The following is a 14,136-nucleotide window of genomic DNA, read 5'->3' as shown; positions in this document are numbered from 1 at the left end:
GCTCCGCTATCCAGCGCCTAGCGGAGCTGGATAGCGGGCGGTGTCGCGGAATCGTTTCCCGATGGCCGAGTTGTTCGGTATGCCGCGTATGCGGCGCCGGCTTCGCAGGCCTGGGCTGATGGGGATTCCGCGCAGTTTTGGGAAAAACGCGACAGCATGCGGCTCCCGGTGTTAGAAACACTATCGCTTCAGATGTTCGGAGCCTGTGCACCACGAGTAAGGATGGCCGATGACCGTCGCTGAGATGACTGTTTTCGAGGCACTCGAATCGAATGTGCGTGGGTATTGTCGCTGCTGGCCTGCCGTCTTCGATACCGCGAGCGGAGCGTGGTTGCGAGACGAGAACGGCAGAGAGTATCTGGATTTTTTCGCGGGGGCGGGTTCGCTCAACTACGGTCACAACAACCCTGTGCTCAAACGGGCGTTGCTGGACTACATCATCAGGGATGGCATCACTCACGGGCTCGATATGTCCACCGTGGCCAAGCGGGGTCTGTTGGAATCCCTGCGCGATATCGTCCTCGACCCGCGCGGACTGGACTACAAGGTTCAGTTTCCTGGGCCGACCGGCACGAATGCCGTCGAGGCCGCATTGAAACTCGCCCGAAAAGTCACCGGGCGGCAGACCGTGCTGAGCTTTACCAATGCCTTCCACGGCATGTCGCTCGGTGCTCTCTCGGTTACCGGGAACACGGCTAAACGGGCAGGCGCGGGAGTACCGCTCGGGCACGCCATGCCGATGCCCTACGACGGATATCTCGGTGTTGCCGACGACCTGCTCTGGATGCGCCGCGTGCTCGACGATCCGTCCTCCGGAGTAGACCGGCCAGCCGCGGTGATTGTGGAGACGGTGCAGGGTGAAGGGGGCGTCAACGTCGCACGTGCGGAATGGCTGCGCGGGCTGGCCGAGCTGTGCTCCGCGCGCGGCATCCTGTTGATAGTCGACGACGTGCAGATGGGCTGTGGCCGGACCGGACCGTTTTTCTCCTTCGAGATCGCCGGCATCGTCCCGGATATCGTCACACTGTCCAAATCAATCGGTGGCTACGGTCTGCCGATGGCGTTGGTGCTGTTCAAGCCCGAGCTGGATCAGTGGTCGCCTGGCGAGCACAACGGGACTTTCCGAGGTAATAATCCAGCTTTCGTCACCGCGCGTGTCGCGCTGGAGCACTATTGGTCCGATCCCGCGCTGGAGCGCGCCACACTGGCGAAGGGGGAGCGGCTCGGCCGAGCGCTGAGCGAACTGGCCGCGGCGTTCCCCGGCATCACCACCCGCGGGCGCGGTCTGATGCATGGCGTCGCCTTCGCCGATAGATCGCATGCGGAGAAGGTCGGCCGCGCCGCGTTCGACCGTGGTTTGCTCGTCGAGACCTCTGGTTCGGTCGACGAGGTGGTCAAGCTGATGCCACCACTGATCGCCACCGACGCGGAGATCGATCGTGGTGTCGAGCTGCTCGCCGGCGCGATCGAGGCGGTGTGCGGCTGAAGTACGCACACAGCGCCTCTCCGGCCGTGGAACTCCCCTGACCAGCTCAAGGTAAGACCGGCTCGAAGGGGAGGATTTCGCTTCTACCGGGGCAGACGACACCACCTGATGATTCGGGCACTTCGGTCCAGTCCCCCGGAAGATCGCCGAGTGGCTCGGAGACCACGAATCGGATTTCTTCGTTCAGGTGATCGGCATCCTCGATATCCGGATGTAGTGCGCACAGCGCCGAACTGTCGGTGGAATAGAACAGCGATCGGGTCTGCCGCTGACTGGAATAACGGAAGAACCACATGCACTCGCCGTCAGTCGTGGCGACAGTCATCTGTACCGGGGCGGGAATGTCATGTGCGCGGCTGATCGCTTCGACCAGGCCGACCGCGCGGGCGACCGCGCCGAGCGGGTCGTCGTCGAGGCCGAACGTCAGCGCCAGGAAGAACAGTAATTCCGAGTCCGTCGAACCCTCGATATCGGCGAACAGGACCGGGTCGATCGCTGTCATCAGATCTCGCTTGACGGTCCGGAAACTACGAAGCCCGCCGTTGTGCATCCACAACCACCGGTCGTGCCGGAACGGGTGGCAATTGCTGCGCTGCACCTCGGTCCCGGTCGAGGCGCGTACATGCGCGAAGAACAGCGGTGTTCGTACCTGGCTCGCGATTTCCCGTAGGTTTCGGTCGTTCCACGCGGGTTCGATGTTTTTGAACAGCGCGGGCCGAGGGCCTTCGCCGTACCAGCCGATCCCGAAGCCGTCACCGTTCGTGGTCGTCTCGCCCAGGGTCGAGTGCAAGCTCTGGTCGATCAGCGAATGTCGTGGCCGGAACAAAAGATCACCGGCCAGGATGGGTTCCCCGGAGTAGGCCATCCACCTGCACATACATCGATTGAAGCAGAACGATCACCGGTTCGGTCCGAACTCGATGACTGTTGCGCTGTACTTCGCCTCGAAGGAGCAGACCGGGGCTGCTGCTGTACTGGACCGGCGATAGGAAGCTTGTATCGAATGTGGCGTGTGATCGGGTGTGAGCTTTGTCCTCGAGGGGTAACCCCACTGGTGACCAGTTCGGAACTGGTCACCAGTGTGTGGCGCCCCCGGCAGGAATCGAACCTGCGACCTAGGGATTAGAAGGCCCTTGCTCTATCCAACTGAGCTACGGAGGCAGCGGGTTCCACCATGACCGATATCGGCCATGCTGTCCAGCTGGGAAAGTATAACGGCTGTCCGGATACCGGGCACTCAGACTATCGGCCTAAACCCGACCGGGCTACGGAATACTTCCCGAACTACGCTCAGTCGTATGTCGTTAGCCCAGGTCCCGTCCGTCGCCCCCGAAGCAGAGGCCGCTCGGCCCAGGGCGTCGTTCGCGGCGATCACCGTGGTGGCAGGCGCGATCGCGGCCGTAGTCGCGGCGCTGGTGGTCGGGTTCTCAGCGGCGGAGGCATTGACTCTCCTCGGTATTCCGGACCCAGGCATGCCGACCACCTACGGCCTGCCCGCGGTGCGGGCGCTGGCCGATCTGTCGGCGGCGCTGACTGTCGGTTCGCTGCTGTTCGCTTCGTTTCTGGTGCCGCCGCAACGGAATGGTCTGCTCGATATCGGTGGATACCGCGCACTGCGCCGTGCGTCGAATTTCGCGCTGGTCTGGGCGTGTTGCGCGGCGTTGCTCGTGCCGTTGACCGTATCGGATACCACTGGTCAGCCGGTGGGAGACACATTGCGTCCCGGTCTGTGGCGGGCGATAGATCAGATCGAGCAGGCAGGCGCTTGGCGTATCACCGTGCTCTTCGCCCTGATCGTCGCGGTGGGATGCAGGCTGGCATTGCGCTGGGGCTGGACACCGGTGCTGTTGTGGGCCTCGATTCTCACGATGATGCCGCTGGCATTGACCGGCCATTCCTCCTCCGGCGGGTCGCATGATGTCGCGACCAACAGCCTGATCCTGCACTTGGTCGCTTTCGCGGTCTGGGTCGGTGGTCTGTTCGCCGTGCTGGCACACGCGATACGTGGTGGTGCGTACACCGATGTGGCGGTTCGCCGTTTCTCCCGGATCGCGGTGATCGCGTTCGTTGTGATCGCGGTCAGCGGTGTGATCAATTCCTGGGTCCGTGTGCCGCCAGGCGAGCTGTTCACCAGTACCTACGGCAGGGTAGTGCTGGCTAAAGTCGCCGCGCTCATGGTGCTGGGTGTGTGCGGCTATTTCCAGCGCCGTGCCGCATTGCCCGCGCTTATGGCGGATCCGAAGAATCGGTCGGCGCTGGTTCGGTTCGCGGGTGTCGAGGTGATGCTCTTCGCCGCGACCGCTGGGCTCGCGGTCGGGCTCGGGCGCACGCCACCGCCACCGCCGTTATCGATCCCGACGGTCACCGAGGTGGAACTCGGCTACAACCTGGCGGGGCCTCCGACATTCGCGCGGTTGTTGTTCGACTGGCGGTTCGATCTGCTTTTCGGCACGGTGGCGATCGTGCTCGCGGTGCTGTATCTGCTCGGGGTGCGCAGGTTGCGGGCGCGGGGAGACGCGTGGCCGGTGGGACGGACGATCGCTTGGTTGTCCGGCTGCGCGGTGCTGCTGTTCACGACATCGTCCGGGGTCGGCCGGTACTCGCCCGCGATGTTTAGCGTGCACATGGGAGCGCATATGGCGCTGTCGATGCTGGTGCCGATCCTGCTCGCACTGGGAGGGGCGGTGACATTGGCATTGCGCGCGCTGCCGCCCGCAGGCCGTGACGTACCAGGGCCGAGGGAGTGGCTGCTTGCCGCGGTGCACAACCCGGTATCGCGCTTCCTGACCAACCCCATCGTGGCCTCGGTGATCTTTGTCGCCGGTTTCTACGCGTTGTACCTGGGCGGTATTTTCGACACCTACGCCGATTCGCATGCGGCCCATCTGTTCATGAATATGCATTTCCTGCTCAGCGGATACCTGTTCTACTGGGTGGTGATCGGCATCGACCCCAAACCGCGGCAGGTGGAGCCGCTGACCAAGCTGGCCATGGTTTTCGGCTCGCTACCGTTCCACGCGTTCTTCGGTATCACGCTGATGAGCATGACCACAGTGCTCGGCGGCTGGTTCTATCGCGGCCTCGGCTTGGATTGGAACAGCGATCTGCTCGGCGATCAACGCAACGGCAGCAGTCTGGCCTGGGCAAGTGGTGAGATTCCCCTGGTCGTGGTGATGGTGGCGTTGCTGGTCCAGTGGTCGCGCAGCGACGAGCGGCTGGCGAAGCGCACCGATCGAGCCGCCGATCGTGACCACGACGCCGCCCTCGCCGCGCACAACGCGATGTTCGCCGAACTGGCCAAGCGGGATGGAGAACTGCGTAAGTGAGTGAACGCGTCACTACGGTCCCCCGGCATACGCCGGTGGAGCGCTCGGACGTGCGCGGTGCGCGCAGGCGGACAGCCGGGCAGATCCGCAAGACACCGGTCTTCCATACCTCCGTTTCCAGTCCGTCCGGTCCGGTGCCGGTGACGATGAAGCTCGAATATCTCCAGCACGGTGGGACGTTCACCGTGCGTGGCAGCTTGAACGCGCTGCTGGAGTGGGGGAACGGAGTCGACGAGGTCGTGATCGCCTCCGGCGGGAACACGGGTATCGCCACCGCGCTCGCCGCCGCGCGCCTCGGTAAAACATGCACCGTAGTGGTGCCAGAGACAGCGCCGCACACCAAGGTCGCCGCGATGTGGGCGCACGGCGCCGAAGTGCTCTGGCACGGAACCACCTACGCGGAAGCGCTGAGGCATGCGAGCGATCACGCCGCCGCGCGTGGCGCGATGTTGCTGAATGCCCATGATCTCCCCGCTGTGATCACCGGAGCCGGCGTGATCGGCCTGGAACTCGAAGAGCAGGTGCGTGGTCGACCACCCGTGCTGGCCGCGGTAGGGGGCGGCGGTTTGATCGCCGGGATCGCGGCCGCGGTCGGGCGCCGTCAGCAGGTGATCGGTATCGAGCCAGAAGGCGCCGCCCTGCTCCTGGCGGCACTGGAGGCAGACCGCCCGGTGGATGTCGCCGGTCAGACCCACGCCATGTATTCGCTGGGTCCGAGCAGAATCAGCGATATCGCTTTCGGTCTCGCTCGTCGCTACGATGTGCGGTCGTTACTGGTGAGTGACGACGCGATCGGTGCGGCGCGGGAGTATCTGTGGCGTGAGTTCCGCATCCTGGTCGAGCCTGCCGGTGCCGTGGCACTGGCGGCGATCCATAGTGGTGTGTATGTCCCGGCGCCGGAGGAGCGTCCCGTCGTCGTGCTGTGTGGTGCCAATACCGAGGTATCGCTGTCCTGATCCGAAGGAATCGAAAAGTTTGGTATTCACATAATGGAAAGTTGTGCACATTGCTGGATCGTGCCCCTGGATCCGGCCCGATTCAGCGCACTCTGGAGAGGTCCTTCCTGCGGGGAACGAATTGCGGGCAGGCCTGAATCCGATCGTGAAGGGGCGTCATCATGTACGAGGCGAACGCGACCGTAATAGGAACGATTGCTACACATCCGGTCAAGCGGGACCTGGCCAATGGCGAGCAGGTGGTCACGTTCCGGTTGGCGAGTAATTCCCGAAGACTGGATCACACGTCGGGACAGTGGGTGGACAACGGCACCCTGTATCTCACGATCAGTTGCTGGCGCAGGTTGGTGGCGGGTGTCGATGCGTCATTGCACCGTGGCGACCCGGTCATCGCCTATGGCCGGTTGCGCTCGCACGAGTACCGGAGCAAGGATGGCGTGGAGCGCCGGGATCTGGAGATGCGCGCTATCACGGTCGGTCCTGACTTGTCTCGCTGCGCCGCGCAGGTGCGGCGCTGGTCTGCCGCGGCGCCACGGAATACCGCGGTGGGGGCGAGCGCCGCAGGTGGAGTACCTGGCGAGGACCCGACCGGCGCGGCGGGCATGGCCACCGGTTCGATATCGGGCAGTGGTAGCGCACCGGAGCCGGTCGGCACCTGAGCGTACGACCGGTTTTCTTCCAGGCGGCAGTGGTAGCGCTGCTTCGTCTCTCCTTTTCCCACACCGATAGGCTGCACACTTATGGCTGAGTTCATTTATCAGATGAAGAAGGTTCGCAAGGCGCACGGTGACAAAGTCGTGCTCGACGATGTCACCTTGAACTTCCTTCCCGGCGCCAAGATCGGTGTCGTCGGCCCGAACGGCGCGGGTAAATCCAGCGTGCTGAGAATCATGGCCGGATTGGACCAGCCGAACAACGGTGACGCGTTCCTGGCCGCCGATGCCACGGTCGGCATCCTGCAGCAGGAGCCCCCGCTCAATGAGGAAAAGACCGTCCGAGGCAATGTCGAAGAGGGTCTCGGGGAGATCAAAGTAAAGCTCGACCGCTTCAACGAGATCGCCGAGCTGATGGCGACCGATTACTCCGATGAGCTCATGGAGGAGATGGGCAAGCTGCAGGAGGACTTGGACCATGCCGATGCCTGGGATCTCGATTCCCAGCTCGAGCAGGCGATGGACGCGCTGCGGTGCCCACCGCCGGACGAGCCGGTCACCAAGCTCTCCGGGGGTGAGCGCCGTCGGGTCGCGCTGTGCAAGCTGCTGCTGAGCAAGCCCGACCTGCTCCTGCTCGACGAGCCGACCAACCATCTTGATGCGGAGAGCGTGAACTGGCTCGAACAGCATCTGGCGCAGTACCAGGGTGCGGTGCTCGCGGTCACACACGACCGGTACTTCCTGGACAACGTCGCGCAGTGGATTCTCGAGCTGGATCGTGGTCGCGCCTACCCCTACGAGGGCAACTACTCCACGTACCTGGAGAAGAAGGCCGAGCGCCTCGAGGTGCAGGGCAAGAAGGACCAGAAGCTGCAGAAGCGGCTCAAGGAAGAACTGGCCTGGGTGCGTTCCGGTGCCAAGGCCAGGCAGGCCAAGAACAAGGCCAGGCTCGGCCGGTACGAGGAGATGGCGGCCGAGGCCGAGAAGATGCGGAAGCTGGATTTCGAGGAAATCCAGATTCCCGCGGGCCCGCGTCTGGGCAATGTGGTGGTGGAAGTCGAGCACCTGGACAAAGGCTTCGGCGACCGCCAGCTGATCAAGGACCTGTCGTTCACCTTGCCGCGCAATGGCATTGTCGGCGTTATCGGGCCCAACGGGGTCGGCAAGACCACGCTGTTCAAGACCATCGTCGGACTCGAGCAGCCCGATAGCGGTGAGGTGAAGATCGGTGAGACGGTCAGCTTGAGCTATGTCGACCAGAACCGCGCGGGTATCGACCCGAAGAAGACCGTATGGCAGGTGGTCTCCGATGGTTTGGATTACATCGAGGTCGGCCAGCAGGAAATGCCCTCACGTGCCTATGTGAGCGCGTTCGGTTTCAAGGGGCCGGATCAGCAGAAACCCGCGGGCGTGCTCTCCGGCGGTGAGCGCAACCGCCTGAACCTGGCAATGACTCTCAAACAGGGCGGTAACCTGATCCTGCTCGACGAGCCGACCAACGATCTCGACGTGGAGACCCTCGGCTCGCTGGAGAATGCTCTGGAGAAGTTCCCCGGCTGCGCTGTTGTCATCTCGCACGATCGCTGGTTCCTCGATCGCACCTGCACCCACATCCTCGCGTGGGAGGGTGACTCCGACAATGAGGCCAAATGGTTCTGGTTCGAAGGCAATTTCGAGGCGTACGAGGCCAATAAGGTCGAGCGTCTCGGTCCGGAGGCGGCCCGCCCGCACCGGGTCACGCACCGCAAGCTGACCCGCGACTGATTTCCCGCTCCGGCGGGCGGGCGGGGTACCTACCGGTGCCCGCACCCACCCGCCGGAGCGCCCGCCGCGCGGTGGCGCTGTCCGCCGCACGGGTGATATCGGGAATTCTCATCGGCACCGGTCGGGTCGCCGCGCCGCGAACTGTTGTCGACAATCCGGAACGGTAGTGACACCTACCAGCCCGTAGCTCGCTAGGGTGGAGTTGTGAGTGCGCAGGCGCAGATCGAGCTGTCCATGACTGTGGTCGTCGGTGCAGTAGCGCTATGACCGTATGCGCAGTGACCGAGCTGCCCAGAGGTCCCGGTGCGGTATCGCTGTCGCGGTGGATACGGCTCTCAACGCTCACCTGACATTCCGTAGGTCCGATCCGGTACTGCGTCGAAACCATCTGTTCGCTCTCCGAACTCGGGCGGTGAACGCCAGGGGCATGGTGAAAACTCTGGTATCGGAAGGGAATTGGCCCACGTGTCTTCGGCACGGGGTTACTGTCGAACCAGCGTCGCTTTGTTGCGGAACCGATATCCTAGGGAGTTGGCGAAAATGACCGTCTCGTCCGAATTGTCCAGTGCGGCGTGGGCCGCGAGTGTGCCGCAGTCCCTGCGCGGCGAACTCGCGATGCTCGAGGAAGCATATTTCCGCCACGTCGACGCGGGCGATGTGGACTGTGCGATCACCGGCATCACTCAGATCTTCCGCTTACACATGGAATTGGCGGTCACCCGCCTCCCCGGCCGCGCGCTGGTGCGGGTATACCATCCGGACGACGGGGCCGGGATCGGTGCCGCGGTACAGATCGTCACCGACGATATGCCACTGCTGGTCGAATCGGCCAGTGCGTTACTCAGCAGGCTCGGTGTCAGTGTCAGCGAGATCATCCACCCGATCTTCGAGGTCGAACGGGACACGCAGGGGCGGCTGACGCATGTCGCCGCGCACGAGGTGGATGGCACCGGTGCGGCCGGGTTGCGTGAGTCCTGGATGCATGTGCAGCTACATCCCTCGACCAGCCCTGCGCTGTTGGCCCAGGTCGAGGTGGCTATGCCGGATGTGGTGGCCGACGTACGTCAAGTGGCCGATGACACCGAGGCCATCCGGGCGGTGCAGCGCGCGGTGGCGGGCGACCTGGAAGCGGCCGCGCAATCCGGGGTAGCACGGTTCTCCGCGATAGATCTGATCGACACCGCCAACCTGTTGCGCTGGCTGGCACGCGGAAACTTCACCCTTCTCGGTTACGCCCGGTACCGGTTGAGTGCGGAGCGAGGCGAGCAGCAGCCCACGGTACTGCCCGATACCTGCCTCGGTGTGCTGCGCTCCGATGTCGGTACCGATTTCCAGGTCCCGGTCCATGGCGGCGACCGGCCACTGCTCACCCTGACCCAGGGCCTGGTTCCCGCCACTGTGCATCGCTCGGTGTATCCCTACTTCGTCGAGATCACCGACTTCGACGAGACCGGAACGATCATCGGCGAGCATCTGTTCGTCGGCGCCTTCACTGTCACGGCGGTACACGAGAACGTACTGGATATCCCGGTGATCGAACGTCGGGTGCGGACGGCGATCGAGGAGGGCGGGTTCGATCTGGGTTCGTTCTCCGGCCAGGCGATGCTGGAGGTCATCCAGTCCTTTCCGCGCACCGAGCTGTTCTCCTCCGATGCCGAGACGCTGCGCCGTACCGCTGCCGCTGTGCTCAATGTGAGCTTGCGCCGCCAAGTGCGCCTGTTCTTGCGGTCGGACACTTACGGTCGCTATATCGCGTGTCTGGTCTATCTGCCCAGGGACCGATACACCACCCGGGTGCGGCTGGAGATGCAGGATATCCTGGTTCGTGAATTGGGGGGTGTCGCCATCGACTACTCCGCGCGAGTGGGCGAAAGCGACTTGGCCCGGGTGTATTTCACGGTGCATATGCCGGAGGTGGAGGCTGGCACTGTGCGTAGCATACCGTCGGCGGTGACTTCCGAGCCCAACCGGCTGCGCTTGCAGAATCTGCTCGCCGCGGCGAGCCGCACCTGGGATGACTACCTGAACGACGAGGCCAACGTATCGGCTGTGCTCGACCCAGCCGTGGTCCACCGGTACTCGCATGCCTTTCCGGAAGGCTACAAGCAGGATTTCTCCGCCGCTCGCGCACTCGCGGACATCGTGCGGTTGCAGCGGCTATGCGATGGCGGTATAGACCAGTACCTCTACCGCAAGGTGGATTCGGAGCCGGGGTCGTGGCGATTCACCCTTTACATCGGCGGCGGCGGTATCTCGCTGAGTCAGGTTCTCCCGGTCCTGCAGAGCCTTGGTGTCGAGGTGGTGGATGAGCGCCCTTACCGGATCGACCCGGGAATAACAGCAGGCGGTGCCGAGCGGTGGATCTACGACTTCGGTCTGCTGGTTCGTCCTGAACTGCTCCGTAATTCATTGGACCAGGATCTGGATGCGGAGCTGCTCGAGCCTTCCCCACATGCCGCGATGCCGGAGACCCGGCCAGGTGGTCTGCGTGAGCGATTCATGGAAGCGTTCGAGGCGATGTGGTACGGCCGTGCCGAAGCAGACGGGCTCAACGAACTGGTGTTGCGCGCTATGCTGCCGTGGCGAGCGGTCGTGATTCTGCGGACTTATGCGAAATATCTGCAGCAGGCCGGTTTCCCGTACAGCCAGGCCAATATCTGCCGGGTACTGCTCACCTATCCGGATATCGCACGATTGTTCCTCGACCTGTTCGCGGCGCGTTTCGATCCCGACGCTTGCCGCCCTGAGCGCGCAGCCGAGGTGGAGCTCGAGCTGCGCGAGCGAATAGATGAGGTCGTCAGTTTGGATGTGGATCGTATTCTGCGTGCGATTCTGGGCTTGGTCGAGGCGACGTTGCGTACTAATTATTATGTGGTGGATGGTGCGGGGGTGGGGCGTGGGCATGTTTCGGTGAAGTTGGATCCGCGGGGGGTGGTGGAATTACCGCGGCCACGTCCGTTGTTCGAGATTTTTGTGTATTCGCCGCGGGTGGAGGGTGTGCATTTACGTTTTGGTGCGGTGGCGCGTGGTGGGTTGCGGTGGTCGGATCGGTTGGAGGATTTTCGGACGGAGATTTTGGGATTGGTGAAGGCGCAGGCGGTGAAGAACGCGGTGATTGTGCCGGTGGGGGCGAAGGGTGGTTTTGTGGTGAAGCGGCCGCCGGTGATGACGGGGGATGTGGTGGTGGATCGGCAGGCATTGGGGGTGGAGGGGGTGGCGTGTTATCGGACGTTTGTGTCGGGGTTGTTGGATGTGACGGATAATGTGGATCGGGTGAGCGGGGTGGTGTTGCCACCTGACCGGGTGGTACGGCGGGATGGTGATGATCCGTATTTGGTGGTGGCGGCGGATAAGGGGACGGCGACGTTTTCGGATGTGGCTAATGAGGTGGCGGCGGGGTATGGGTTCTGGTTGGGGGATGCGTTCGCGTCGGGTGGTTCGGCGGGGTATGACCATAAGGTGATGGGGATTACGGCGCGGGGGGCGTGGGAGAGTGTGCGGCGTCATTTTCGGGAGCGGGATGTGGATACGCAGACACAGGATTTTACGGTGGTGGGTGTCGGGGATATGAGTGGTGATGTTTTCGGTAATGGGATGTTGTTGTCGGAGCATATTCGGTTGGTGGCGGCGTTCGATCATCGGCATATTTTTTTGGATCCGGATCCTGATGCGGGGCGGTCGTTTCGGGAGCGGCAGCGGTTGTTCGGTTTATCGCGTTCGTCGTGGGCTGATTATGATCGTTCGTTGTTGAGTGCGGGAGGTGGTGTCTACGACCGCACTGTGAAGGCGGTGCCGATCAGCCCGCAGGTCAGGGTGGCGCTGGGGCTGGCAAACGAGGTCGATTCTTTGTCGCCGCCGGAATTGGTGCGTGCGATTCTGCTCGCCCCGGTGGATTTGTTGTGGAACGGTGGTATCGGTACGTATGTCAAGGCGAGTACCGAGAGCAATGCGGAGGTGGGGGACAAGTCCAATGATGTGGTGCGGGTGGATGCCGATCAGTTGCGGGTCGGGGTGATCGGTGAAGGGGGGAATCTGGGGGTGACGCCGTTGGGGCGGATCGAGTTCTGTCGTCGTGGTGGTCGGATGAATACCGATGCGTTGGATAATTCGGCGGGGGTGGATTGTTCCGACCATGAGGTGAATATCAAGATTTTGCTGGATGCGGTGGTTTCCAGTGGTGAGCTCGCGGTTGCCGAGCGTAATCCGTTGCTGGCCTCGATGACCGATGAGGTCGCGCGGATGGTTCTGCAGGACAATGTGGCGCAGAACCTTCTCATGGGTATCTCACGTACCGAGGCACCGTACATGCTCAATGTGCAGATGCGGCTCATCGACGATCTGGAGCAGCGTCGCGGTCTGGACCGTGAGCTGGAGGCATTGCCCTCCGACCAGGACATGGCGCGCAGGCTGGAGGAGGGGTCAGGACTGGCCTCGCCGGAACTGGCCAATCTGATGGCGCATGTGAAACTGTCGCTCAAGGCCGATCTGCTCGACTCCGATCTGCCCGACAGTCAGTATTTCGCCGCTCGGCTACCCGACTACTTCCCGGAACCGCTGCGTAACCGCTTCGGTGCTGCGATCAAGCGGCACCGGCTGCGCAGGGAGATCGTCACCACCATGATCATCAACGAGATGGTGGACCACGCGGGCATTACCTACGCGCACCGATTGCGCGAAGAGATCGGCGCCACCACCACCGATGCCGTGCGCGCTTTCGCGGCGGCCAGTGCGATTTTCGACCTGCCGGGGATATGGAGACGAATCCGGGCATCCGACGCGCCTACCTCGGTGCGGGACTTGCTCGAGCTGGAGACCAAACGGACGCTGGACCGGGCGTCCCGATGGTTGTTGAGCAATCGGCCGCAGCCGATCGCAGTCGGCGCGGAGATCAACCGATACCGCGACGGTGTGCGCGAACTCGCCCCTAAGGTGCCGGGGTGGCTGCGTGGGCACCATGTGTCCACCCTCACCGACCAGTCCGCAGAACTTATCGCGCGAGGCGCGCCGACCGATCTGGCCACCGAGGTCTTCGGCTTGCTCACGTTGTTTCCGCTGCTCGACGTCGTGGATATCGCCGATATCACCGACCGGGACGGGGACGAGGTCGGCTTGTTGTATTACGCACTCAATGATCACCTCAAGATCGATTGGCTGTTGCAGGTAGTCAGCCACCTCGAACGAGGCGACCGCTGGCACTCGCTGGCGCGGCTGGCGCTGCGCGATGACATGTACGGGTCGCTGCGTTCGTTGACTCTCGATGTGCTCTCCGGCGGTGATCCCGAGGAGACGGCGGATGAGAAGATCGCATACTGGGAGTCGAAGAATCAGTCCCGTCTCGGCCGCGCCAGGGCGGCGTTATCGGAATTGTTCGAGTCCGGGACCCACGATCTCGCTACGCTGTCTGTGGCGGCTCGGCAAGTGCGAAGCATGGTCAGCGGAGTGGGGGCTCAATCGGAGGTACCACGATGACGCGCTCGGCGGATGATCAGGGGAAGAGGCGGGGTAGTTCCGCGCTGCCCAAGCGTTTCCACACCAAGGTGAGTATCAGGTGGTCGGATATAGACGCGTTCCAGCATGTCAATCACGCCCGGATGGTGGCATTGCTGGAGGAGGCGCGGAACCTGTGGTTGTTCGAGGACAATCGTCCGACCGCGGTGCTGCGTATGGGCTGCGCGCTCACCGAACTCCGCGTTCACTACACCAGCCAATTACGGCATGAGGACACGCCACTGGATATAGCCATGTGGGTCGAGCAGCTGCGTGCGATCGACTTCACCATCGGTTTCGAGGTGCATGGGGCGGGTGCCGAGCTCGGCTCACCGCCCGCGGTGACCGCGTCCACGCGGATGGCTGCGTTCGACATGATGGGCCAGCGGGCGCGGCGGCTCACCGACGACGAGCGGGCATACTTATCCGAGTGGATGGAGTGAGCGGTCTTCGGGGATCGGGGG

The 14,136-nt window shown here is 63.2% G+C and carries 9 protein-coding genes and 1 tRNA gene; 8 read left to right on the top strand and 2 right to left on the bottom strand.

Going from position 1 to position 14,136, the window contains the following annotated elements:
- Positions 1-229 precede the first annotated feature (229 nt).
- Positions 230-1,486: a diaminobutyrate--2-oxoglutarate transaminase gene (ectB, locus tag ACL02S_RS11515; RefSeq protein ID WP_412802352.1), complete on the top strand. Its 1,257-nt coding sequence runs from the start codon at positions 230-232 to the stop codon at positions 1,484-1,486.
- 46 nt (positions 1,487-1,532) lie between these two features.
- Here ectB and ACL02S_RS11510 read toward each other — a convergent pair whose 3' ends face one another.
- Positions 1,533-2,351 (bottom strand): class II glutamine amidotransferase, encoded by an 819-nt coding sequence (locus tag ACL02S_RS11510; protein ID WP_412802351.1) that lies wholly within the window; start codon positions 2,349-2,351, stop codon positions 1,533-1,535.
- A 219-nt stretch (positions 2,352-2,570) separates the two neighbouring features.
- A tRNA-Arg gene (locus tag ACL02S_RS11505) sits at positions 2,571-2,647 on the bottom strand.
- Between the two features lie 137 nt (positions 2,648-2,784).
- Between ACL02S_RS11505 and ACL02S_RS11500 the strand changes: the two genes are divergently transcribed.
- The 7 genes from ACL02S_RS11500 to ACL02S_RS11470 all read left to right on the top strand — a co-directional run bounded on the left by ACL02S_RS11500 (position 2,785) and on the right by ACL02S_RS11470 (position 14,115).
- On the top strand, positions 2,785-4,812 hold the full coding sequence (locus ACL02S_RS11500) for a bifunctional copper resistance protein CopD/cytochrome c oxidase assembly protein (RefSeq protein WP_412802350.1): 2,028 nt from the start codon (positions 2,785-2,787) through the stop codon (positions 4,810-4,812).
- Positions 4,809-5,768: a threonine/serine dehydratase gene (locus ACL02S_RS11495; RefSeq protein WP_412802349.1), complete on the top strand. Its 960-nt coding sequence runs from the start codon at positions 4,809-4,811 to the stop codon at positions 5,766-5,768. Before ACL02S_RS11500 ends, ACL02S_RS11495 begins: the two co-directional genes overlap by 4 nt.
- A gap of 161 nt (positions 5,769-5,929) precedes the next feature.
- A complete protein-coding gene (locus ACL02S_RS11490) occupies positions 5,930-6,427 on the top strand; it encodes a single-stranded DNA-binding protein (RefSeq protein WP_412802348.1) in 498 nt (165 codons plus the stop codon).
- A gap of 81 nt (positions 6,428-6,508) precedes the next feature.
- On the top strand, positions 6,509-8,185 hold the full coding sequence (gene ettA, locus ACL02S_RS11485) for an energy-dependent translational throttle protein EttA (protein ID WP_412802347.1): 1,677 nt from the start codon (positions 6,509-6,511) through the stop codon (positions 8,183-8,185).
- A gap of 35 nt (positions 8,186-8,220) precedes the next feature.
- Positions 8,221-8,352 (top strand): hypothetical protein, encoded by a 132-nt coding sequence (locus ACL02S_RS11480; protein WP_412802346.1) that lies wholly within the window; start codon positions 8,221-8,223, stop codon positions 8,350-8,352.
- 373 nt (positions 8,353-8,725) lie between these two features.
- A complete protein-coding gene (locus ACL02S_RS11475; protein ID WP_412802345.1) occupies positions 8,726-13,654 on the top strand; it encodes an NAD-glutamate dehydrogenase in 4,929 nt (1,642 codons plus the stop codon).
- Entirely contained in the window at positions 13,651-14,115 is a 465-nt protein-coding gene (locus ACL02S_RS11470; RefSeq protein WP_412802344.1) for an acyl-CoA thioesterase, read from the top strand. Before ACL02S_RS11475 ends, ACL02S_RS11470 begins: the two co-directional genes overlap by 4 nt.
- The last annotated feature ends 21 nt before the right edge of the window (positions 14,116-14,136 follow it).

The organism is Nocardia spongicola, from assembly GCF_047200775.1.
In the GTDB taxonomy this organism is placed as follows: domain Bacteria; phylum Actinomycetota; class Actinomycetes; order Mycobacteriales; family Mycobacteriaceae; genus Nocardia.
The sequence above is the reverse complement of the archived record's forward strand: the minus strand, read 5'-3'. Positions and strand labels throughout refer to the sequence as shown.

What these genes read in the sequence shown, in the direction of transcription:
- ACL02S_RS11490 (WP_412802348.1), top strand. Translation starts at nt 5,930, where the DNA reads ATGTACGAGGCGAACGCGACCGTAATAGGAACGATTGCTACACATCCG.
- ACL02S_RS11500 (WP_412802350.1), top strand. Translation starts at nt 2,785, where the DNA reads ATGTCGTTAGCCCAGGTCCCGTCCGTCGCCCCCGAAGCAGAGGCCGCT.
- ettA (WP_412802347.1), top strand. Translation starts at nt 6,509, where the DNA reads ATGGCTGAGTTCATTTATCAGATGAAGAAGGTTCGCAAGGCGCACGGT.
- ACL02S_RS11510 (WP_412802351.1), bottom strand. Translation starts at nt 2,351, where the DNA reads ATGGCCTACTCCGGGGAACCCATCCTGGCCGGTGATCTTTTGTTCCGG.
- ACL02S_RS11470 (WP_412802344.1), top strand. Translation starts at nt 13,651, where the DNA reads ATGACGCGCTCGGCGGATGATCAGGGGAAGAGGCGGGGTAGTTCCGCG.
- ACL02S_RS11475 (WP_412802345.1), top strand. Translation starts at nt 8,726, where the DNA reads ATGACCGTCTCGTCCGAATTGTCCAGTGCGGCGTGGGCCGCGAGTGTG.
- ectB (WP_412802352.1), top strand. Translation starts at nt 230, where the DNA reads ATGACCGTCGCTGAGATGACTGTTTTCGAGGCACTCGAATCGAATGTG.